Source organism: Anaerotruncus rubiinfantis (assembly GCF_900078395.1).
Taxonomy (GTDB): Bacteria; Bacillota; Clostridia; order Oscillospirales; family Ruminococcaceae; genus Anaerotruncus; species Anaerotruncus rubiinfantis.
In genome coordinates this window covers 319,459-340,890 of record NZ_FKLA01000008.1, presented here as the reverse complement: position 1 = coordinate 340,890, position 21,432 = coordinate 319,459, and the positions used below count along the sequence as shown (strand labels likewise).

At 54.0% G+C, this 21,432-nt stretch carries 21 protein-coding genes and 1 pseudogene; 4 read left to right on the top strand and 18 right to left on the bottom strand.

Annotated features, from left to right (window positions below):
* Positions 1-354 precede the first annotated feature (354 nt).
* Positions 355-1,230, top strand: a complete 876-nt coding sequence (locus tag BN4275_RS03985) for a D-psicose 3-epimerase (RefSeq protein WP_066454993.1) — start codon at positions 355-357, stop codon at positions 1,228-1,230.
* 69 nt (positions 1,231-1,299) lie between these two features.
* On the opposite strand, the gene BN4275_RS03980 is transcribed toward BN4275_RS03985, so the two are convergent.
* From BN4275_RS03980 to BN4275_RS03950, 7 genes are read right to left on the bottom strand one after another with little or no spacing between them, the layout of a single operon-like run.
* Positions 1,300-2,031 carry an aspartate/glutamate racemase family protein gene (locus tag BN4275_RS03980; protein WP_066454212.1) on the bottom strand — a complete coding sequence of 244 codons (732 nt, stop codon included), beginning with the start codon at positions 2,029-2,031 and terminating at the stop codon, positions 1,300-1,302.
* Between the two features lie 47 nt (positions 2,032-2,078).
* On the bottom strand, positions 2,079-2,879 hold the full coding sequence (proC, locus tag BN4275_RS03975; protein ID WP_066454210.1) for a pyrroline-5-carboxylate reductase: 801 nt from the start codon (positions 2,877-2,879) through the stop codon (positions 2,079-2,081).
* A gap of 39 nt (positions 2,880-2,918) precedes the next feature.
* Positions 2,919-4,073 (bottom strand): YkvI family membrane protein, encoded by a 1,155-nt coding sequence (locus tag BN4275_RS03970; RefSeq protein WP_066454209.1) that lies wholly within the window; start codon positions 4,071-4,073, stop codon positions 2,919-2,921.
* A gap of 38 nt (positions 4,074-4,111) precedes the next feature.
* Positions 4,112-4,666 (bottom strand): FGGY-family carbohydrate kinase, encoded by a 555-nt coding sequence (locus BN4275_RS03965; protein WP_066454208.1) that lies wholly within the window; start codon positions 4,664-4,666, stop codon positions 4,112-4,114.
* Between the two features lie 27 nt (positions 4,667-4,693).
* A complete protein-coding gene (locus BN4275_RS03960; RefSeq protein ID WP_066454204.1) occupies positions 4,694-5,617 on the bottom strand; it encodes an FGGY family carbohydrate kinase in 924 nt (307 codons plus the stop codon).
* Between the two features lie 15 nt (positions 5,618-5,632).
* Positions 5,633-6,451 (bottom strand): class I fructose-bisphosphate aldolase, encoded by an 819-nt coding sequence (locus tag BN4275_RS03955; RefSeq protein WP_066454201.1) that lies wholly within the window; start codon positions 6,449-6,451, stop codon positions 5,633-5,635.
* A gap of 33 nt (positions 6,452-6,484) precedes the next feature.
* Entirely contained in the window at positions 6,485-7,375 is an 891-nt protein-coding gene (locus tag BN4275_RS03950) for a D-psicose 3-epimerase (protein WP_066454198.1), read from the bottom strand.
* A gap of 214 nt (positions 7,376-7,589) precedes the next feature.
* Between BN4275_RS03950 and BN4275_RS03945 the strand changes: the two genes are divergently transcribed.
* A complete protein-coding gene (locus tag BN4275_RS03945) occupies positions 7,590-8,360 on the top strand; it encodes a DeoR/GlpR family DNA-binding transcription regulator (RefSeq protein ID WP_066454188.1) in 771 nt (256 codons plus the stop codon).
* Positions 8,361-8,486: 126 nt separating this feature from the next.
* Positions 8,487-9,362, top strand: coding sequence for a D-psicose 3-epimerase (locus BN4275_RS03940; protein ID WP_066454187.1), 876 nt, complete (start codon positions 8,487-8,489; stop codon positions 9,360-9,362).
* Between the two features lie 153 nt (positions 9,363-9,515).
* Here the strand turns inward: BN4275_RS03940 and BN4275_RS03935 are convergent, their stop codons facing one another.
* The 11 genes and pseudogenes from BN4275_RS03935 to tet(W) form a co-directional block, all read right to left on the bottom strand.
* Complete coding sequence (locus BN4275_RS03935) at positions 9,516-11,132, bottom strand: recombinase family protein (protein WP_066454186.1); 1,617 nt, start codon at positions 11,130-11,132, stop codon at positions 9,516-9,518.
* Between the two features lie 111 nt (positions 11,133-11,243).
* Positions 11,244-11,432, bottom strand: a complete 189-nt coding sequence (locus tag BN4275_RS03930) for a transposon-encoded TnpW family protein (RefSeq protein WP_020995296.1) — start codon at positions 11,430-11,432, stop codon at positions 11,244-11,246.
* A 14-nt stretch (positions 11,433-11,446) separates the two neighbouring features.
* A complete protein-coding gene (locus BN4275_RS03925; RefSeq protein WP_005875988.1) occupies positions 11,447-12,289 on the bottom strand; it encodes an ATP-binding protein in 843 nt (280 codons plus the stop codon).
* Positions 12,286-13,137 carry a replication initiator protein A gene (locus BN4275_RS03920; protein WP_242863555.1) on the bottom strand — a complete coding sequence of 284 codons (852 nt, stop codon included), beginning with the start codon at positions 13,135-13,137 and terminating at the stop codon, positions 12,286-12,288. The genes BN4275_RS03925 and BN4275_RS03920 overlap by 4 nt, the downstream gene beginning before the upstream one ends.
* Positions 13,138-13,152: 15 nt before the next feature.
* Entirely contained in the window at positions 13,153-13,539 is a 387-nt protein-coding gene (locus BN4275_RS03915) for a cysteine-rich VLP domain-containing protein (RefSeq protein WP_066454184.1), read from the bottom strand.
* Positions 13,529-15,155 (bottom strand): annotated as a pseudogene (locus BN4275_RS03910) (relaxase/mobilization nuclease domain-containing protein). The gene BN4275_RS03915 and the pseudogene BN4275_RS03910 overlap by 11 nt, the downstream one beginning before the upstream one ends.
* Complete coding sequence (locus BN4275_RS03905) at positions 15,127-15,525, bottom strand: plasmid mobilization protein (protein ID WP_033121634.1); 399 nt, start codon at positions 15,523-15,525, stop codon at positions 15,127-15,129. Before BN4275_RS03905 ends, BN4275_RS03910 begins: the two are co-directional and overlap by 29 nt.
* 583 nt (positions 15,526-16,108) lie before the next feature.
* Complete coding sequence (locus tag BN4275_RS03900) at positions 16,109-16,321, bottom strand: helix-turn-helix domain-containing protein (protein ID WP_002586615.1); 213 nt, start codon at positions 16,319-16,321, stop codon at positions 16,109-16,111.
* Complete coding sequence (locus BN4275_RS03895; protein WP_002586616.1) at positions 16,314-16,736, bottom strand: sigma-70 RNA polymerase sigma factor region 4 domain-containing protein; 423 nt, start codon at positions 16,734-16,736, stop codon at positions 16,314-16,316. Before BN4275_RS03895 ends, BN4275_RS03900 begins: the two co-directional genes overlap by 8 nt.
* Positions 16,737-16,907: 171 nt before the next feature.
* Positions 16,908-17,675 (bottom strand): class I SAM-dependent methyltransferase, encoded by a 768-nt coding sequence (locus BN4275_RS03890; RefSeq protein ID WP_002586626.1) that lies wholly within the window; start codon positions 17,673-17,675, stop codon positions 16,908-16,910.
* A 50-nt stretch (positions 17,676-17,725) separates the two neighbouring features.
* Positions 17,726-19,645, bottom strand: coding sequence for a tetracycline resistance ribosomal protection protein Tet(W) (tet(W), locus tag BN4275_RS03885; protein WP_002586627.1), 1,920 nt, complete (start codon positions 19,643-19,645; stop codon positions 17,726-17,728).
* A gap of 948 nt (positions 19,646-20,593) precedes the next feature.
* Between tet(W) and BN4275_RS03880 the strand changes: the two genes are divergently transcribed.
* Positions 20,594-21,430 (top strand): pyridoxamine kinase, encoded by an 837-nt coding sequence (locus BN4275_RS03880; protein WP_158572855.1) that lies wholly within the window; start codon positions 20,594-20,596, stop codon positions 21,428-21,430.
* The last annotated feature ends 2 nt before the right edge of the window (positions 21,431-21,432 follow it).

Below are 21,432 nucleotides of genomic sequence, written 5' to 3'. Positions count from 1 at the left end.
ATTTTTATAAGATAAATAATAGGAATAACTTTTTCATTTGTCAATAGCGACAATGGTAACGGTGATAGACAATATTTGTTGCCTGCTTAATTAATTTCTGCATTGTGCTGCTTATAAAAATGTAATTTCCTGAATTTGTCTATTTCGACGATGCGAGATCGGGCAGGCTAATATCAATGCGTTTCTATAGCAGGAACTGATTTTGCAAAAGATCCGAGGCGCCTTTTTTAAAAACAATATAAATAAAAAATAATAAAGAAAAAAACAGAATTTCACTTGACAAACCAATATTTGTCCCTTACGATTTATTCAGGAAGTTTTTTGCGCATCAAAACCGGAAGGGACGGGACATTTATGAAATTCGGTATCTATTCGCAGTATTTTCAGCGCGGCTGGGACGGCAGCTTTGAAACTTATGAGAAGGTTATCCCCAAAATCGCAGGGCTGGGTTTCGACCTGTTGGAGATTCTCACCACCGACCTCATGGGAATGGACGAATCCCAGCAGGACCGGCTTTTGAAGCTAGGCCGGGATCACGGCGTATGTCTGACCGCCGGAGGTGGCATGGGCCAAGCTTACGACATCTCCTCGGACGACGCTTCGGTGCGGGAAAATGGCGTACGGCGCTTTTTGAGCTTCCTCCCGACCCTGCACCGAATGGGGATTCAAAAGATCTGTGGGCTCCTTTACAGTTATTGGATGTACGATTATTCCAGGCCGGTTCAGAAGTCCCAGGCCTGGTCGCGCAGCGCGGCCTGTATGCGTGAAATGGCGGACGCCGCGCGGGATTGCGATGTGACAATTATGCTCGAACCGGTCAACCGCTATGAGAATTTCCTTATCAACACCGCGTCGGAGGCCGTTCAATATGTGGAGGAGGTCGGCAGGTCAAATGTAAAGATCCAGCTTGACACCTGTCACATGAACATCGAGGAGGACTCAATGGGCGGAGCGATCCGTACAGCCGGAACACACCTGGGCCACATGCACATCTGTGAAGGCAACCGCAAACTGCCTGGAACCGGCGCTTTGCCGTGGCGGGAGATGGCGCGGGCACTCAGGGAAATCGGTTATAGCGGTGATTTTGTCATGGAACCGTTCGTGCTGTGCGGCTGCGAGGTGGGGGATACGATGTACCTGTTCCACGATTTATCCGGCGGCGCGGATGATGCGCAGCTTGCAAAGGATGCGGCGGATTCCCTGCGGTTTGTAAAAACACTGTTCACCTGAATTCCTATAAAAAAGGGAGCCCCGCGTTTGGTCTTTGCCAAACGCGGGGCTCCCTTTTTCTGAATCTTTTTACAGCGCGAGCGGGAATGATTTGCGCTCCAGAGCTCCATGTACAAAATCAATAAGCGCTGTGATATCGAATACGGGCAGTCCGGTCGCCTCCTGGATCGCCTGCGAATAGGCCGGCATGTTGGTGCACTCCAACAAGATTGCTCCCACCTGTGGATTCTTCCGTAACAGTTTTTGCGCGACCCGCTTATGCTCCTCTCTGCACAGATCGATATCCATCTGGGGTTTATTCTGCATCACCGAGGTATAGAACTCCCGTTCCTCCTCCATCCCGATGATCGCCACAGGGACATCCTGCGCGCCGCTCGCTTTGAAATGTGCGGGCATCAGCCCTGTGGCATCGGCGGTCATGACGCCCACGATTTTCTCTGGCGGAAGCATTCGGTAGATAAGCGGCAGCAGCGCGAGCGCCGACGGGATCACCGGAATTTTCACAGCAGTTTTGATACGCGCATGGAAGATCGACAGAAACCCGCATCCGAGCGCAATGGCGGAAACACCCTGCGCTTCCAGTTCCCTGGCCGCATTGAGGAACGGCGCCAAGTCTTCATCGGTGATGTCCTCCGCGATCTTGTTGGGCAGCGCGTCCTTCACCACCCGGTAAAGCACCGGATAATTCCAAGTGTGGGCATTGCCGACGTCGCCGGGGATACGCGGAAACTGCATATCCAGCATGATGACGCCGATTTTGAAGCCGTAGATATTCTTCTTTCCGGTTACGATGTTGCTCATAAAGACTCCTCCCAAGGCTGCCGGACGACAGTCTCACAATTCCTGTTTCAAAGTCTGCTGCATTTGTCCGCGCAGGCGAGCATCGCCTCGAAAAGGCTGCTGCGCAGTCCTTTCTCCTCCAGCACGCGCACCGCTTCGATGGTAGAGCCGCCCGGCGAGCAGACCATATCCTTCAGGTCTCCCGGATGCCGTCCGGTTTCCAGAACCATCCTGGCACTGCCGATGAGCGCCTGCGCTGCCATGCGGTAGGCCTGCGCGCGGGCGATGCCGCCGTGAACTGCCGCGTCGGCCATCGCTTCGATCATCATGTAGACATACGCCGGGGAGGAGCCGCACAGCGCGGCTTCCATATCGAACAGGTTCTCCGGAATCGGTTCCGCCTGACCAAAGCTCTCAAGGACCCTGACAACCCGGTCTAGCTCCCCTTTTTCCACCAGTGTATTTTGGCAGTAGGCCGTCACACCAACGCCCACCAGCGCCGGGGTATTCGGCATGCAGCGGACAAGCTTGACAGGCCTGCCGAAAGCCTCCTCCAAACGTTTCAGCGTCCAGCCCGGCGCGATGGTCACAACGACCTGATCCTCCCGGATGAGATCGCGGATCTCCGCGATTACCGCAGCGTAAAACTGCGGTTTGACCGAAAGCAGTACAATTTCCGAATTCTCCGCCACAGCACGGTTTTCGGTGCAGGCATCCACCGAAAACTGTTCCCGGACGGCGTTTGCCGCAGTTTCAAAGGCGTCGGAGGCGGCGACCTCCTCCGGTTTGAAGAGGCCGCTCTTCAGGATGCCGCCCAAGATCGCGCCGCCCATGTTGCCGCAGCCGATAAATCCAATCTTTTTCACAATAAACGCTCCTAATTCATTCTATCTGGTATCGCCAGCACTTTATTTGCTGGCGCTTTCCTTCATCAGTTTTGCGGAAACCAGTTCCGGAACCACATCCGGCACAACCGGTTTGCGGATGAAGCGGGTATAGAGGAACGGGAATACATACAGCACCGCAAAGTAGCCGCATGCGCCGAGCACGATGTTCAGCAGCGCGTCGAACGCACCGAAACCGCTGATGATAAAGGAGACGACAACCACGCCGGCGATTATGATGCTATACTTCTTGGTCTTTTCCTCCGCGAACGCGTTGGTAAACGACCAGACCATCGGAATGGTTGTGGTGTAGATCGCGAACATCAGGATGAGGCCAAACAATGCCGCAATGATCGGGCTGAACCTCTGGCCGAGCGCAAGGTTCGGAACCTGCACGCCGTTGAGGGTGGAGGCGTTCGCGATCATGGCGAGCACGGAAACGGTCTGCACGCTGATAAAGACCAGACTGCCGATGACGCAGCTGCCGACTGTGTCCTCGGTGGTGTTCGGGTCATTGGCAGCGCAGCCGTGCCAATAGGGCGCCTGGAACAGGATACACATGGTGGTATAAAGCAGGTTGCTGATGAAGGGATTCTCGCTGACCGCCAGGCCGTGGGCCTTGCTGATGAACTCCGCGCCCAGGGCAATGCCGTCCGACGGGAAAACCAGCGACAGGACCGAGATGAGCAGCACGAACGCGATGATGATCGGGCCAAGCACACCGTTGACGTTGAGCAGCTTCTTGAGACCAAGCAGACAGGTAATAAAGACCACAATGCTCATCAGGATGCGGCCCGGGATGGTACTGTCCATATTAAAATACTGGGCGAAGTTCGCGCCGGCGCCGGCGATCATAACCGCCGCCATACCGAGCAGATAGGCGATGTTGAATACCCAGACGATCTTGCCGATCACCTTGCCGCAATAATGCTGGTAAACGTCATCCAGTGATTTGAGGCCATATTTGCGGGTATCCATAATCAGCATCACGCCGAACAGCAGTGTGATGATCTGGGTGATCCATAGTCCAATCAGGCTGGACGGTCCGTGTACGACGAAATACTGCGTCAATTCCTGGCCGCTGCCGAAGCCGGAGCCCGCGGAAAGCGCACAGTAAGCGCCGCCCAGAAACAGAACCTTGCCAATGTGGAAGTTTTTCCAGGACATACCTTTTGTCATGATCAGTGCCCTCCTCTTTTCTTTCTTCTTTCGTACTGTTAAAACGACTGCAGCTTGGAATAGGAGCCTTTGAGCGCGTGATAAGTGTTCTTATATACCTCGTAGACATGGTTATACTGCGCGACGTTTTCCGGGATCGGAGTTGTCTCAATCGCATTGCTGAGCCAGTCCCGGTAGAAGGCTTCCTCATTTTCAAAAATCCCCACGGCCATAGCGGCCACATATGCGCCCGCAAATGTTTCGTCCGCACCCGACACGTAGGATTGCGGCACACCCAGACAGTCGCTGGTCATCTGGCGCCAGAGCGGGCTCTTGGCTCCTCCTCCGCCGACAGCCAGCTTTTTGACCGGAATCATTTTCCCCTCCGCCTCCATGCCCTCAAGCGCGTGCCGCACCGACAGGCAGAAAGACTCCATGATGGCGCGGTAGACATGGGGCACCTTGTGGTTGAGGTCGAGCCCGTAGAGCACGCCGCGTGCGAAAGGGTCGTTGTCCGGGGTGCGTTCGCCGTTCAGGTGCGGCAGGAAGATGAGCTTGTTCGACCCGATGGGGATTTTCTCCGCCTGCTTATCCAGATACTGCAGCGGGCTCATGCCCGCGGTTTTCGCTTCTTCGCACTCCTACTTGGCAAAGTTTTCGCTGAACCATTCGAGCAGCACCCCGCTGACCGGGAAGATCGGCCCCATGAGCACCGGGTCGCCCTTGCGGCCAACCTGCGAGGGCTTCGTAAGGAAGCTGACCGCCGGTTCCGCGCAGGCCAGCAGCGTTCCGACCGTTCCGAAATAGAGCACCGCGTCGCCCGCGTTGCGCAGTCCGGAAGCCATCTGGGAGAGATAGAAGTCGCCGGTGCCGACCAGCACGCGGGTCGCCTTGGTAAGGCCGGTGGCGGCGGCGGCCTCGTCGGTGAGGCTGCCCGCGATCTCAAGCGGTGAGTACACCTCCGGCATCTCGCACTTGTCAAGTCCCATCGCATCGAACGCCTCGCGCACATAGCAGCGTTTCTCCCGGTCAAAGAGCGGGGTCATCCAGCAGGAGGTGTTGAAGTCGATGCAGTAATGCCCGGTCAGCCGGTAGCAGAGATAGCTGTGGGCAAAGAACACCTTACGGATGCCTGCAAACACCTCCGGTTCGTTCTCTTTCACCCAGAGAAGGTGCGGCAGCAGATAGGTGTTGACCCCCACGTGATCCCACGGCGTCAGTCCAAAATCCTCGAGCCTGCCTTTCGGTCTGCGGATGTCCGACTGGGTAATCCCCATCCGCAGGGGTTTTCCATTTTCGTCGGTGATCCCGATGGACGGCGACATGCCGCTCAGCATGACCGACTGGACTGAGGCGGGATCGATGGCGGATTCGGCCAGCACGCGGCGGATGCATTCCACCCCGTCTCCCCACCAGTTCTGTTCCATATCGTGCTCGGACCAGCCTGAAACCGTTGTCTTCATCACATGCATGACCGCATGCTGCGCCAGGACTTTCCCTGCTTCATTCACCAGGGAAGCCTTGGTATTGGTCGTGCCGACATCGACGCTAATGAATGTCCGCATTTGACTGCCCCTCCTTTATTGATTCTGCCTGTAGACCTCCATCGCCTCATCGACCGAGGCGTCACCATGGACGATGGCCACGATCGCGCGGGTCATTGCAACGATGTGTTCATCCTGCCAGATCTGCCGGCCAAAAACCGGGCCCGCCGCGCCCGCGTCCATCGCGTCGCGCATGATCTGAAGCGTATCGCGCGGCGTTGCGGCTTTGTCCCCGCCCGCGATGATGACCGGGACCGGGCAGCAGGAGGTCACCAGCTTAAAGCTCTCTTTATCCCCAGTGTAGTCGGTTTTGACCATATCCGCGCCAAATTCCGAAGCGATCCGGGATTCGGACGCGACCACCTCCGCTGAATACGGATCCGCTACATGCTCCGCCTTGCAGGCGTGCATCTCCGCGATGCTGGGAATACAGTATTTATCGGCCTGTGCCGCAACGCGGCCGATGGCCGCCAGGGTCGGGCCGTCCACCGGCAGGCCGGGGAACGAATAGGTGATCACGCCGTCCGCGCCAAGCCGCAGCGCATCCTCCACTGTGAATACCTGGTGCCATTCGGTGTAGCTCTCCCACGGCTCGGTGAAACGGCTCGCGCCGGTGTCCAGCCGCAGGATTTTGCTCACTTTCCCATTCATCAGGTATCCAAAATTCTTGATGTTTCCATAGGAGGTCATGATGGCGTCCGCGCCGCCTTCGATCACCGCTTCAATGACCCGTTTCTGATCGTGGAGCCCATTGACAAGGCCGTTCATCCGCGCGTGATCCAGCGCGATCATGACCACCTTGCCATCGGGCTTTAAAATCCTGCTCAAAGTCGGTTTGACATATTTCTGCTCCATGTTTTTTCGCTCCAATCTATGTATTGCTTCCTATTATAAGGATGAAACGCCAAACTCTTTTTTCAGAAAACGCAGTGACTCTTCCAGGTCGCTGTCGAGCCGCGCCTCGTCCGCGCCGTCCGAAAGATCGCGCCAGACGCCGATGTCGTCGCCCACCGGGCAGTTGTGCAGCACGAACGGCTCCATGACCACATCGCCCGAAAAATCGATGTCCCGCAGCCCCTGGCCGATTTCCTTCCATGGGATGTGGCCCTTGCCCGGCACCTTTCGGTTGGATTCACCGATGTGCAGATGGCCCAGATATCTGCCTGCCGTGCGGATCGCGTCTCCGATGTGATCCTCTTCGATATTCATATGGAAGGAGTCCAGCATGACAAAGACATTTTGCTTGCCGACCTCCTTCACATATGCGGTAGCCTCTTCTGAGGTGTTGAGCAGGAAGCATTCGAACCGGTTCGCCACCTCCAGCATCAGCTGTACGCCGTGATCCGCGGCCGCGTCCGCGATCTCCCGCAGGCTCAGGATGCTGCGTTCCCGGTGAGCTTCTTTGGTGGTTCCCTTGCGCACGGCCGTCTCCGGCCAGCAGCTGTACATCATCCCAGCCAGTTTATGGACGCCCGCGCGGTCGAGACATTCAAAGGTGCGCTTTAAATATTCGATGCCCGCGCGGCGGATCTCCGGATTTTCCGAAGCGACATTGCGCTGCGGCGTGAGGCCGCTGCCCGCGGTCAGGCGGATGCCGCAGTCGGATGCCAGCGAGCGAAGGTCCGCGAGCTTTGCCGCATCGAGCGCAGCCAGGTCGACGGCGTTAACCTCCAGGACGTCAAACCCCATCCGGGAAGCTTTCCTGCATTTTTCACAGGTCACTTCAAACGGATCGTTCCACTGCCTGCCCCAATAGACGTGGTAAATACCGAACTTCATTGTGCTCCTCCTTTTTGTTGTTTTTTCTTTAATATAGACCAAAAATATTTGTTTGTCAATATAAAAACTTAAAAAATAAAGATAAATAAAGAAATTCACAAAATACAGCTTGACAAATAGGTTGTTATGACGTATTCTTAGTCTCAAGAAACTGTTTTTTCAAAAAATAAAACAGAAAATAAAATAATCTTACAAAGATCAGGAGGAGATTGCCGTGATTGCTGTAGAACGCCAGCAATGCATCATCGATGCGCTCCATCAGCGGAACGTCGTCACGGTAGGTGATTTGAGCCGGGAACTGGATGTCACAGAGGAGACCATCCGCCGCGACCTGGATAAGCTGGAAGCGCAGGAGGTCATCTGGAGGGTTCATGGCGGCGCCTATCTGCGTACCCCCACCAACGGCGGCGACGTCCCCGTGGATACCCGCAGAAATATGTGTACCGAGGAAAAAACCCGGGTGGCCAAACGCTGCATGGATTACATCAAGGACGACGACGTTTTGATGCTGGACAACAGCACTTCCGTGCTCCATCTCGCAACCGAGCTCAAGTCATCCAACAGGCGTGTAACCGTCATCACCAACTGCCTTGCCATCATAGAGGAATTGACCGGCTGTTCCCAAATCGACCTGATCCTGCTGGGCGGCACGATGAACCATTCGTCCAGGGACTTTTCTTCCACCGTTACGCAGAAGTTCCTGGATCAATTTCATGCCAAGAAAGCGTTTATCAGCTGCTCGGGAATCAGCACTGCAAGCGGGCTCACCGACTATAACGAGAATAACGCCGCCATCCGCAGGAAGATGCTTTTAAACTCCGACGTGCGCTTTTTCATGTCTGACACCACCAAAGTCGGAAAGAGCATGATCCATGTGGTGGGGGAACTCGGCCTGCTCGACTATGTCATCGTGGACCGGCCGGTTGACCAGGATTTTCAGGATGCGCTGGAGGCGCAGCACGTCACCTTTGTAAGCTGCAAATAGCCATCTTTAAAACGGTATTATGAGAATCAACTGAAAAGTGACGCCTTGAGCGGGCGCCGCTTTGATAAGATGTGTCCAAAATGAAGCCCATGAAGCCCCAAAATAATAAATGAGGAGGTATCTGTCATGAAGTTCGGTATCTGTTATTCTTATTTCCAGCACAGCTGGGACGGCGGTTTTGAAACCTATCGCGACGCAATTCCCAAGGTGGCCCGGCTCGGATTCGAGACGCTCGAGGTCGGCACCACCGACCTTGCCGCCATGTCGGATGATCAGCTCGAAACCCTGCGCCGCCTGTGCGAAGAACACGGGATTGCCCTCACCGCCGGCGGCGGCATGGGAAAAGCGCATAACGCCGCTTCAGAGGACGAATCGATCCGGAAAAATGGCGTCCAGCGCCTCAAAAGCTTCCTGCCCGCCATGCAGAAAGCAGGGGTCAAAAAGATGTGCGGTGTTTATTTCGGCTACTGGATGTACGACTATTCACAACCGGTGAACAAGCCTGCGGCATGGGCACAAAGCGTAAAAAGCATGCGCGAGATGGCTGATGCCGCCGCGCAATACGGCATCGAGCTCATGCTCGAGGTCGTAACCCGCTACGAGCACTTTCTCCTCAACACCGCCGCCGAAGCAGTCCGTTATGTACAGGAGGTGGGCCGTCCAAACGTTAAGATCCTGCTGGACACCTTCCACATGAACATCGAAGAGGATTCATTGGCCGGCGCAATCCGCACCGCTGGAAAACACTTGGGGCACATGCACATTGGGGAGGCCAACCGCAGGCTTCCGGGCAAAGGACGCCTGCCGTGGCGGGAGGTCGCGGACGCGCTCAAAGAGATCGGGTACCAGGGAGATCTTGTGATGGAGCCCTTCGTCCTGAGCAACTGTGAAGTGGGCGATACACTCTATCTATTTCATGACCTTTCCGACGGGGCAAGCGACGAACAGCTCGCTGAAGATGCGGCCGACTCGCTGCGTTTTGTCAAAGGGCTTTTCGTATAAGAACATTTCGATCGACTTCAAATTTCGATATCTTCCATGCCTAGAAAAGAAGCCGGCTGCTTTTACTGATGTGCGATAAAGAAGTAATAGAAGTGTAAAAAATTTTGCCGTTCCTATCCGGCACTTGGCCATTGTGCCGGATAGGTCGGGCGGTTATTCTGGCAAGTCAATCTTGCCGACAAAGCTGTAATAAATCTTAATGTCCTGCCTGCGGGTTCCGTTCTCGTCATAGCTGCACTCATGCACGACGATTTTCTCAATCATCTCCCGCAAGAGGGTGGGTGTCAATTCCTCAAAGGCAAGGTGCTTTCGGACGATACCCATAAACTTTTCCGCGTTGACGGTGGCGGCCTGCGACTTGTCCAGTTCTTCCTGCAAAGCGGCGGCGCGGTCTTTCAGTTCCCGCTGCTCCTGCTCATAGTCTGCCGACAGTTCCATGAAACGCTCGTCGCTGATTTTGCCGTTCACATTGTCCTCATAAAGCCGCTTGATAATGCGGCTCACTTCGGAAATGCGCTCCTGCGCCTGTTCAAGCTGCTTCGTGGCTGCGGCGGTCTTTCTCTTGCCGCCGATCTCGTTCTGCTGGATAAGCAGCTTCACAAAGCGGCTCTCATGCTTGGCGGCGTATTCGGTCACTTGCCGGAGATTGGAGAGGACGCCGGCGGTCAACAGGTCGGTGCGGATAAAGTGCGCCGTACAGTCGCGGGTGCGCTTCTTGTAGCTGCCGCAGATGTAACAGTCCTGCTTGCGGTTCTTGTTCTGATACCGCTGCTGGTACATCACATGGCCGCAGTCGGCGCAGAACAGCATACCGGAGAACAGCCCCACTTCGTCATAGCGGTTCGGGCGTTTGCGCTGCTTGCGTAACTCCTGCACACGCTCCCATGTTTCCGTGTCGATAATCGGCTCATGGTGGTTCGGGAAAATGGCCTGCTTCTCCACGGGGTTCTCTACGCTGTGCTTGGTCTTGTAAGAGGGCTTTTCCGTCTTGAAGTTTACCAGACAGCCGGTGTACTCCCGGTTTTCCAACAGGTGGACAACGGTGTTTGTCGCCCATTTGCACTCATAGCCGGGGTGATAGCGGCGGGTGCTGCCCGTCCTGCGGTATTCCAGCGTACCCGGCGTGGGGATTTGCTGCTCCGTAAGCATACGGGCAATCTTGGTCGGGCCGTTCCCGGCAAGGCAAAGCTGGTATATCTGCTGGACTACCGGCGCGGTTTCCTCGTCAACGATATAGTTCTCGTCCTCGTCCATGAGATAGCCGTACACCGGCTTGCTGGTAACGGGTTTGCCGCTCATGCCTTTTGCTCGTTTTACTGCCTTGATTTTTTTGCTCGTATCTCTCACCAGCCATTCGTTGAACAGATTTCGCAGAGGGGTAAAATCGTTGTCCATGCCGCCGTTTGCGCTGTCCACATTGTCGTTGACAGCGATAAAACGCACGCCCTTTTGGGGGAACAGCATTTCCGTGTAAAACCCTACCTGCAAGTAGTTTCGCCCTAACCGGCTCATGTCCTTGACGATAACTGTACCCACTTTCCCGGCTTCAATGTCTGCAAGCATGGCTTGAAAACCGGGCCTTTGAAAGTTCGCGCCGGAATAGCCGTCGTCGGTGTACCAGCGCAGGTTGGTAAAGCCATTCTGTTTTGCAAAGGCTTCGAGTATCCTTTTTTGGTTCGATATGGAATTACTCTCACCTTGCAATTCGTCCTCATGGGACAATCTCGGATAAAGGGCGGTAATGAGGTTTTGGGTGACTTGTCTTAACATAAAATCCTCCGTTTCCGACAGCCAGCCCCACTATTCCGTGGTTTCATTGTACCACGGAACAGGGCTGGTTGTATAGCGGAAAAAGTGTCAAATCTGCTTCTTTACAGCTTGTCAAATCGCCGGTTTTTGTGTAGCAGCGGCTTCCGCTTCCAGTACCCGCGCCATTTTGTCGGCGGCGGTGGTGGTCGTGTCTTTTTTGAAATAGCCGGACACGACAAGGACGGAATTGCCCATGCGGATTTCCGTCACGCAGTCGGGGCGGCGGGCGGTGCGGGTGTCGTGCTGCTTGTTATCTGCCATAGGCAATGCTCCTTTCACTCGTTCATCAGTTCTTTCAAAAGCCCCAGTTTGTCCTGCGCGGCCTTTTTGCGGAAATTGCCGCCGGTACAGCACACCGGGGGACACATTTCCAGCACCCGGTCATAAATCCGGGAATGGGCGGTGTCTTTTGGGTGCTGCAACTCTGAAAGCGTAAGGTTGGTCGTGACGATCAGCGGCTTGCGGCTGCGGTAACGGCTGTCAATCACATTGAAAACCTGTTCCAGCCCGTATTCTGTCCCGCGCTCCATGCCGAAGTCGTCAAGGATAAGCAGCGGATAGCGGCAAAGGCGGGAAATATATTCATTCCTGCCCTCAAAGCTGGCGGCAAGGTCATTGAGGATAAGGGCAAAATTCGTCATATAGACGGGGATTTCTTTCTCCATGAGGGCGTTTGCGATACAGCCCGCAAGGTAACTCTTGCCGGTGCCGACGCTCCCCCAGAACAGGCAGCCCACATTCCCGGCGTATGCCCGTTCCCAGTTCTTCACATAGTTGCGCGCCCGGATTGCCTGCGGGTTCTGGCCGTTGTCGTTCTCAAAAGTCCAGTCCCGCATGGCGGGGTCGGTAAAGCCCCGGCGTTTCAAGTCCTCTACGGTGTCAAGGTGCTTTTGTCGTTTCTCGGCGGCTTCCCGTTCCTCACGGGCGGCTCTCTGGCAGTCGCACTCTGCCGGGTGGCGGTCACGGCCAAAGACAGCGGCCTTGTCCGGCGCAAAATAGGCTTCTTTCGGCTTATGGCACTTGCCGCAGTACAGTAAACCGTCCTCGCCGGTGTAGTCCTCCGGCTCCGGGGTGGTGGCGGTCAATCTGTCAATCATTTCTGAAAATGTGGTGTTCATAGGCTCTCTCCCTCCTTGAATGAGTAATCGGGGACGCCCTGTTTTGCGGCTCCCTTTCTGTCCCGGTCTGCCCACATACGGACAGCGGCGGCATAGTTGCGGTAATCTTTCCCGGTGGCGGCGATATACTGGCTCAATTCCTCAATGAACCGTTCCAGCCTGTCGGGGTAGTCCTCTTTCAGTTCTGCGTATTCTGTTTCTGACAGGAAAATATTCTGGTATCTGCCAAAAGCTGCGGGCGGCTCCCCACTCGCTCCCATTGTTTGGTTCTCTGTAAGGTTGTTTATAGTAGTTTGGTTAGGGGACGGTTTTCCGACCATCATAAGGTCGGTTTTCTGACCATCAGTTGGTCGGTTTTCCGGCTCTATGAGGGTCGGTTTTCCGGCCATCAGTTGGTCGGAAAACTGTACCTGTGGCACACGCGGCACTTTCACATATAGCCGGTTCGGTGCGGAGAAGCCGCCCCGTTCCCGTTCCAGCAGCCCCGCCGCGTCCAGTTCATTCAGCGCCCCCTTGATGGTGGTGCTGCCTTTATCCAGTATTTCGGCTATCTCCGCGATGGGATAGATAATATAAATCCTGCCCTCGTCGTCCTGCCACTTGTTCTTTTGGGAGAGGGTGGAGCGGTCTAACAGCAGCGCATACAGCAGCTTGGCGGTCTGGGAAATCTCCATTTTCAGCAGGAAACGGGGGTAAGGCAGATAGGCGGGCAGCTTCGTGTCTGCCGTGATATAATCAGCGATAGGATCACCTCCCTGTGTTCGGGTTGATTTTGGCGGTTTGTACGCATTTAGAACGCCGTTTCCGGGGGAAAAGGATAAATGTATCGCACACCCTTTGACACCCACGAAAAAAGCCTTGGTTTATGCGGGTTTGAAAGGCTCTAAAGCGTGACATTTATGCCTTTGTTTCCGCTTTCGCTCGGCGGCTTTGATTTTCTTCATGCGTCCGGCGCAGTCGGGGCAGTATTTTCCCCGGTTGGATTTGGGGACAAAGGCCGCGCCGCAGACGGCGCACCGTTTCTGGCTCCCCCGGTACAGGAGGGCTGCGGCCAGCTCCCCGTCAAGGGGCAGGACAGCCACACGGAACCAGCGGCACATGAGGGAAAGGGAAATGCTCTGGACGCACACGCAAGGCTCCCCGTCGTCCAACAGCAGGCAGTTTCCCTCGTCATAGTTACAGCACTCATGCACCAGCCGCCGCGCCCGCCGGTGCTGGCGGTAGTCCATGCGGGGCAGCTTATCGCTCATGGCTCTGCTCCTTTCTGCGCTGTGGCTCGCTCCGGCGCAAAATCTGGTCGATATTCCGCTTGACGGTCTGCAACTCAGCATACCGCTGCTTCTGTTCGTGGTAGGTGTTATACAGGCCGGATTTCTTGGAAACAAGCTGCTCGATCTCGTCCTGCAACGCTTTCCGGGCGGGCAGCCTGGTAATGCCATGTGCCTTGAAATACCGGGCGGCTGCATCGGCTATGATAAAATCGCTCTCATGCGCCTGCCGGTATGCTTCGCGGGCTTTGGGGGATTTCTGCGCTTTCAGGCCGTCGCGGGCGGGCTTGGTCTTGGCGTAGGCAAGTACCTGTCGCTGCAACTCCTTTTTCCCTTGCAGCTTCGTTTCCAGTGCTTTCAGCTTGCCGCTGGTCTGGCGCATTTCCTGATAGGCGGTATCAACGGCGGCTTCCAACTGCTCCGGGGAAGTGAAGCCGTATTCCTGATACACATTCAGCGTCGCGGCCATTTGTTTGAGGTTGTGCATGGTCGCCCAGCGTTCATAGCCCCGGCCTTTGCCCTCGGCTTTCTTCTGCTCAATGTCCACAAGCCGCTGCACACCGTCCTGTTTCGGGGCGGTTTGAGGGGCTTTTGTGGGCTGTATGCCGGTTTTCCCACGCCGGGGGTATTCGAGTATGGCCGCGGCCTTTTCTGTGGCTCTGGCGGCGTTCTGCTCCAAAACGGCAAGGACAGCGGCGCGGTCAAAGTCGTCACCCAGCTTCCGGGCGGTAATGGGCTTTGTCCTGTCCGGCGTAAGGTAGGAAAGCCGCCCCCGGCTCTCCTTGACGGCCACGCCCTCCCGCAGCAGCAGAGAGGAAAAGTCCTCGAATGAGGCCGCTGTAGACAGCGCGGCGCGTATGGTCTGCCGCAGCTTCTCCTTGTTCGTTTCAAACTTGGTCTGCCGGGGCGTGATACCGCCTGCAATCATGGGGGCGTTCTGCCTGTCCAGTGCGGCCTGTCCCTTTTTCTGCGCCCAATACTCCCGGTCTGTGACGCGGTTCTTGCTGCCGTTCAAGAGGTCGATTTGGTAAAGCCCCTCCCGGTGGCACATCTCCATGACTTCGGACTTGAAGTAGCGCAAGGCCGCGTCGGTACAGCGGTGCTTGCAACCGGCTTTCGTGTCGGCTGGCCTGTCCATGTAGGGCAGGAACGGCACTTCCTCAATCCGCAGGCTGTTAATGACGATATGCACATGGATATTTCCGCTGTGGTTATGCCCGTCCGGGTGGGTGCATACAAGGGCTTGGTGGCCGGGGAAATGCTCGGCGCAAAACTTCTCGCCCAACTCCTGCGCCCGGTCTACGGTCAAGCCGTTGTCCGGGCCGTCCCGTGGGTCAAAGCTGATGATATAGTGGTGGCTTTTCACATCTTCCCGCCGCTGGTTCTTCTCATAGCGGAGATTTGCCCGCATACAGGCAACGGCAAAATCCTCCCCGCCGCAGTTCAGCGTGGACAGCCGGTAGTCCCTCGCGGGGGATAAGCCTGCCGGTTTCATCAAGGACAGGCTTCATGGTAAACTCGTCATGCTCAAACAGCAGGTATTGTTCGGCGGCTCCGTAGTCGGCGTTTTTAGAGTTGATATGCTTGAGTGTTGCCAACTGCGTCACCTACTTTCTTGAGGACTTCATACTTGAGGGCGGCAAGGTCGGCTATGGCGGCGCGTACCTCGCCGGACAGCGCGTTATAGGGTACGCCGTACTCGTTCAGATACCGGGCAATCTGGTTGAGGTTGCCGCCAATCTTGCCATACTCGGCGGCCAGCTTTCCAACAGCGGAGAGCAGTTCATCATTGACCGCCGACACATGGATTACGGGGCGTATAGTCGCCCGCCGTATCGCCTGCCGGAGAAATTCGGACTGGCTGATACCATAGGGCGCAAGCCGCGCTGTGAAGTCGGCGTATTCTTCTTCGGACAGCCGGGTTTTCACAACGCGGCTGCGGTGGGGTGTGTTGTATCGCTTCGGCATAGGCTGTAAACCTCCTTTCACTTATCACAAAAAATAGGCTGGTCTGTTAGGTATTTCCGGGGCAGTTCTCGCAAAAAAATGGCCTGCCGGACGGAAATATTTTTGCGGCGCAAGCCGCCATAGCAGGGTTTGGGGAAGGCACTCCCCAACAAGTTTCCCGCGAGGGGCAAAACCGCAGAATTGCGGATTTTGGCACCGTGGTAGAAACTTGCTCTCCGTGACTGCAAACTTTCTCTCACTTCCGTCCGCCACTTTTTTGGAAAACTGCAACCACAAAAGTTTGTTTCTCTTTTTCTGCTACTACTAATCCTGTAAAGGGCATTCCTGCCCGCTTTCGCTAAAATGACACCGGACGCAGTGGTTTCTACCCGGTGTTGGAGAAATCCTTTCTCTTTGCCCTCTACTACGGGTAAATGCTCCAAATGCCAAACACCAGGGCAGAAAAATTCCCTCCTCGCTTACTACTACAACCGGCAGGGGGCAAAATGGCCGGGAGCGGAGCCGGACAACAAAAAAAGCAGTAAATCTTTTTCAAGACTTACTGCTTTCGCTGGCCGCGTCGGTGGCGGCTGGTATTCAGTTTTTATGACTTGTCCGGTGGTTCGTCAAGCCGGAACTTGAATTGACAGTCAATTAACCGCTGCTTTACATAGTCCTCCACCTCGGCGTTGACCTGCCCGTTCACTTTTGAGAAATAGCGGATATATCCGGCGTAGTGGAGCAGGACAGCGTTCACGGCTTCTGGGTCGCCCTCACGGGCTTTGAGGATTGTTTCATAGGGGAGAAGTCTACTCATACCGGCTCACCCCCATTTCTTCGCGTAGCCGCTGCAAGGCAAGCTGGATATGCCGCCCCGCTGTGCTGCGTGACCGGCCAATACACGCGCCGATCACGCGCTGCGGCTGGCGCAGAAAGTAATAGCGCAGGATTTCTTCCCGCGTCTGCTCCGGCAAAACAGAGATCGCGTCGGCAAGGGCGGCGTTGCAGAGCAGGACGGTCTGACCGCAGACGGTAAATGGGTATTCCTCGTCCGGCTCCGACGCGGCAAACTGGACAAACTTCTCGTTCATCAGATAGTCAAGGGAAACTTGCCGTTCCCATTGCCGTTTAAGCTTCAAAATCTTGTCCAAGGCGGCACAGCGGATAACAGTCTTGCAAAAGGCGTTGTACCTGCGCTGGATATATTCTTGATAGGCTATCTGGTCGGTCATGGAAATTCCCCTTTCTGAATAATAGTGCGGGGCGGTGGCACTTCTTGCTGTCGCCCCTTGATTGCCTACCAGCAAAGGCGGGCGGGGCTGTCAACGGCTGCGCATATGCGCCGTTCATCTTGACCGTTGACTGGCTCGGCTGGGTTTGCTATTTACCCGACAAACTTGAATTTATTTTAAGCTATCACGTTTTACCTTCTTAAGCCTTACTATCATTACCATAGGAATTTCTTTGTTGGTTTTAAAACATTCTTCATAAAATCCATCAATGACAAATCCAGCTCTAAAACAAAGGTTAAAAATATCTTGTATGGAACGATGATAATAAATCTGCTCTTTCGGTTGCCCTTCAATCGCTATATCATAGTAACTGTGCGGTGTCATATATTTTTCAGTCAACGTGACAAAACAAGGGTGTTGCGTTGCAAAGACAAAAATTCCGCTTTCCTGCAACAGTTCATAAACAGCCATAAGAAGTGGTTCAATATCCGTAATATCCATAATTGCCATATTAGAAACTGCTTTCGTAAAGGCTCGATTTCTTTTTAATTCTAATATACTTTTTCTATCGGTCGCATCCGCCACACAAAATTCAATTTGTTTTGCATATTGTGATTGCCGTCTTTTAGCCAATTCTATCATTTTTTTGCTGTAATCAAAAGCGACAACCGAAGCGCCTCTTTGTGCAAGATACGAAGAATAATTTCCATTGCCACACGCAATATCCAAAATGTAATCCGCAGGATTAGGAGATAGAAGTTCCGTTACTTTGGGACGCACTACCTCTCTGTGAAATTCATTAGATTCGTCACCCATTGCATTATCCCAAAATTGTGCGTTCTCCTCCCAGATTTTTTTACTTTCCTCTGTTCCCATGTTCTCTCCCACTCCCCAAATTTGCTTTTTTGCTTCCATTAAATCTTCCTTACTATATTCCATTGTTACCCTCCATAACTTCTGATTGTTGCCGTCTTGACGATTATGTATCTTTACATTACCTTCTGAAACATATGGCGCACCTTGTCCAGGCGGCTGTTTGGACGGCGGGGCTGGATGACCGGCTGACCGACAGCGGCCTGATATCCTTTCAGCTCTGTAAGGCATACGCTCCGCCCGTTGGTGTAAAAGGCCAGATCAGTACGGTATGCCTGTATACAGCGGGCGGGAATCTCGCCAGTAAAGACAACTTCATCCTTTTTTACCTGGGCCGTTTCGATGGTGGCACAGTATTTCGGTGCATCATGATAAGCCCTGGAAAGGTATTCCTGGGGCGCATAGAGGATGAAGGAGAGATAAGGTTCCAGCAGCTGCGTCCCCGATTCCTTCAATGCCTGTTCCAATACAATCGGGGCCAATGAGCGGAAGTCCGCCGGCGTGCTGACCGGACTGTAATAAAGCCCGTATTCAAAGCAAATCTTACAGTCCGTTACGTTCCAGCCGAACAAGCCCTGCTCCAGCCCGTAACGGATACCATCCCTGACAGCGTTTTGAAAACTCTGGTTCAAGTATCCCAGCGAAACCCGGCTCTCGTATTGTACACCGGAGCCAAGCGAGAGTGGTGTAACAGACAGTCCTATGGATGCCCAAAACGGGTTGGGCGGCACCTCGATATGGATGGTGTGGCTGGCTGCTTTGAGCGGCCGCTCCATATAAATGACGGAGGGTTCCTTTACCACTGTTTCAAGCTTGTATTTTTCCGACAGCAAAGCGGAAACAACCTCCAACTGCACCCGGCCCAAAAAAGAAAGAATGATCTCATGGGTGATGGAATCCACTTCGCAACGCAAAAGCGGGTCAGTATCCGCAAGTTGCGTAAGAGCGTCCAGCAGCCGTTCTCTTTGCGCTGCCGTTTTCGGCGCAATCGTCGTCCGCAGCATGGGGAGGGGGTCCTCGCGCCACCTTTTACGAGGGAGCCGGGTTTGGTCCCCTAATACATCGTTTAACCTCACGCTGTCGCTGGGAAGGATAACAATTTCACCCTGATAAGCGGTGTCTGTCCGAACAATTTCCCCTTTGGATGGAATACGCATCTCTGTGATTTTCAGCTTTTCTCTCCCGGCCAGGGCCACCGTATCCCGCAGGCGCAGCGTTCCGCTGTATAACCGTAGATAGACACGCCGCTGGCCGCAATCGGTGTACTCAACCTTGAAAACGCTGCCGCATAGGGCGGCGCCCCCCTGTTCCCCAATCGGTTGGAACAGCCCTGTCACCGCATCCATCAACGGTTGAATGCCAAGGCCATTTTTGGCGCTGCCATGATAGACTGGGAACAGGGAGGCGTCTTGAACCCGCTGCTGTTCCTCCCGCGCAAGTTTTTCCCGGCTGATTGGTTCTCCTGCGATATACTTTTCCAATAATTCATCGTTATTTTCGATGACCGCATCCCATGCTTCTATGTCGGTATTTTCCTCCAGGACTATTTCCGGGGACAGCGACACCGTCTGCTTGATGATAATATCGGCGGAGAGCTTATCCCGAACAGACTGAACCACGCTCTGCAAATCAACGCCAGCCTGGTCGATCTTGTTGATAAAGATAACGGTGGGAATGTTCATTTTCCGCAGGGCATGGAACAGAATACGGGTCTGGGCCTGCACGCCATCTTTAGCGGAGATCACCAAGATGGCCCCATCTAAAACAGCCAAAGAGCGGTACACCTCCGCCAAAAAATCCATGTGGCCGGGCGTATCCACAATGTTAACTTTACATCTGTGCCACTGGAAGGAAGTGACTGCCGCTTGAATGGTAATCCCACGCTGCCGCTCCAAAAACATGGTGTCCGTCCTCGTTGTCCCTTTTTCGACGCTCCCCGGTTCTGAAATGGCTCCGCTGGCATATAGCAGGCTCTCCGTCAAGGTCGTCTTTCCAGCGTCTACATGGGCAAGAATTCCAATATTGATTATTTTCATGTGATTGTCCTCCCTTTACAGCCCCAAAGGGCATAAAAATCCCCAGCAGTAAAATACTTTTACCACTGGGGATTATAAGTTGCGGACATACACATATACAGCATACACCTGTTTGTGATTGCTGTTTTTGGGGATATGTCAAAATTGATAAGGCAAAAGTATTCTTAAATTGGGTACAAAAAACTAAGCCCCTACAAAAGGAGCTATCATAATCCTTTGTTCCCACTATTTGATTATAGTTTTATTTAAGAATACCTTGCCGCATATTTTTTACTCCTTTTCTGGTTTAAATCATTGTATCACATCAGTTTTAGGAAAGCAAGTACCTAAAAGAAATTTTTCTTCCCCTTATATGTAACAATCATACCGGCTTCCTAGCGTTCAGAATGTTTTCTGCTGTCTGCTGTGGTGTTTGGTTGGAATTGTCCAACCAAAAGCCGATCCGTGGTGTTGTCTGCATTTTACTAAATACAAATTCAATGTATACAGAAAGATATAAGGAGTGGGAGGGATTCCGCCGTAGTTGGCATTGTAGGAAAATCCAAAAGTTTAGATTTTCCCACAATGCTTATCTTTTGGTCTTTGGTTCGGAATAGTGTAGTGCTGGCGGTCTATCTCTTGTTTTCGGTTGCTTGCTTCCTTACCGTACATGAGCATTCGCAGCCGGCTTCTTTTCTAGGTGCACCGGTCGTTTCCTCAATCCGGAATTTCTACAAATTATATAATTACTTCCTTCCAAATTCCACTGATTTTATGTATCTTTTTCATCTAAAAGCATAATCACTCAAGCGCTCTTTTATTAATCAGCAAAACGCACTATTCGCCCGTATTTATATACAAATTCTACAACATATTGCACATATTTCCATCGAAACATATGATCACTCCCCGCATTTTATTTTTTCAGCCGTACCGGATAAAATGGAAACAGCAAAGGAGGTTTTTCTCTTGGCGGTTCCGAAAGCAGCAGTCATCAATGATCTTTCCGGCCTTGGAAAATGTTCCCTCACGGCGGCGATTCCGGTTCTTGCCGCAATGGGTGTGCAGGCCTGCCCGCTTCCCACAGCCGTGCTCAGCAATCAAACCGGCTTTTCGAGCTACGACTGTGTAGACCTTACCGGGCACCTCGCTTCGTTCGCCGCTGAATGGAAAAAACATGGGGCGCACTTCGACGGGATCTGCACCGGCTTTTTATGCAGCCCGGGTCAGGTGCGCCTTGCGCAGGATTTTATTGATACATTCGGAGGGGTGCACACCCCGGTCCTTGTCGACCCGGTATTGGGCGACAACGGGAAGGTCTATCCGGTTTTTGATGAGGCGATGTGCCACGCGGTGAAAACGCTCACCGCACGGGCGGATGTGATTACCCCCAATCTCACCGAAGCCTGTATCCTTGCAGGCTGTGATTATCCCGGCGCGCAGGCCCAGACGCTGGAACCTATCTGGGAAATCGCCCGCCGCCTTTCCGAAACAGGACCCCGAACGGTTGTGATCACCGGCGTCCATCAGGGCGATTACATTCTGAATCTCGGCTACCAGGCGGACAGCGGGCAGCGTCTGACTGTCAAAACCAGACGGTTCGGCGGCGGATTTTCCGGGACGGGGGACATCCTGGCCGCTGTGCTCTGCGGCGGGCTCGTACGCGGCGACCCGCTGGGTCCAACGCTGCTAAAGGCGGCGGCGCTTCTGGAGGCCGCTGCCGCAGAAACCTGTGCCGACGGGAGCGATCCTAATGATGGGATTGCCTTCGAGCACCACCTGCATCTTTTAATCGAGGAGGAATAAGA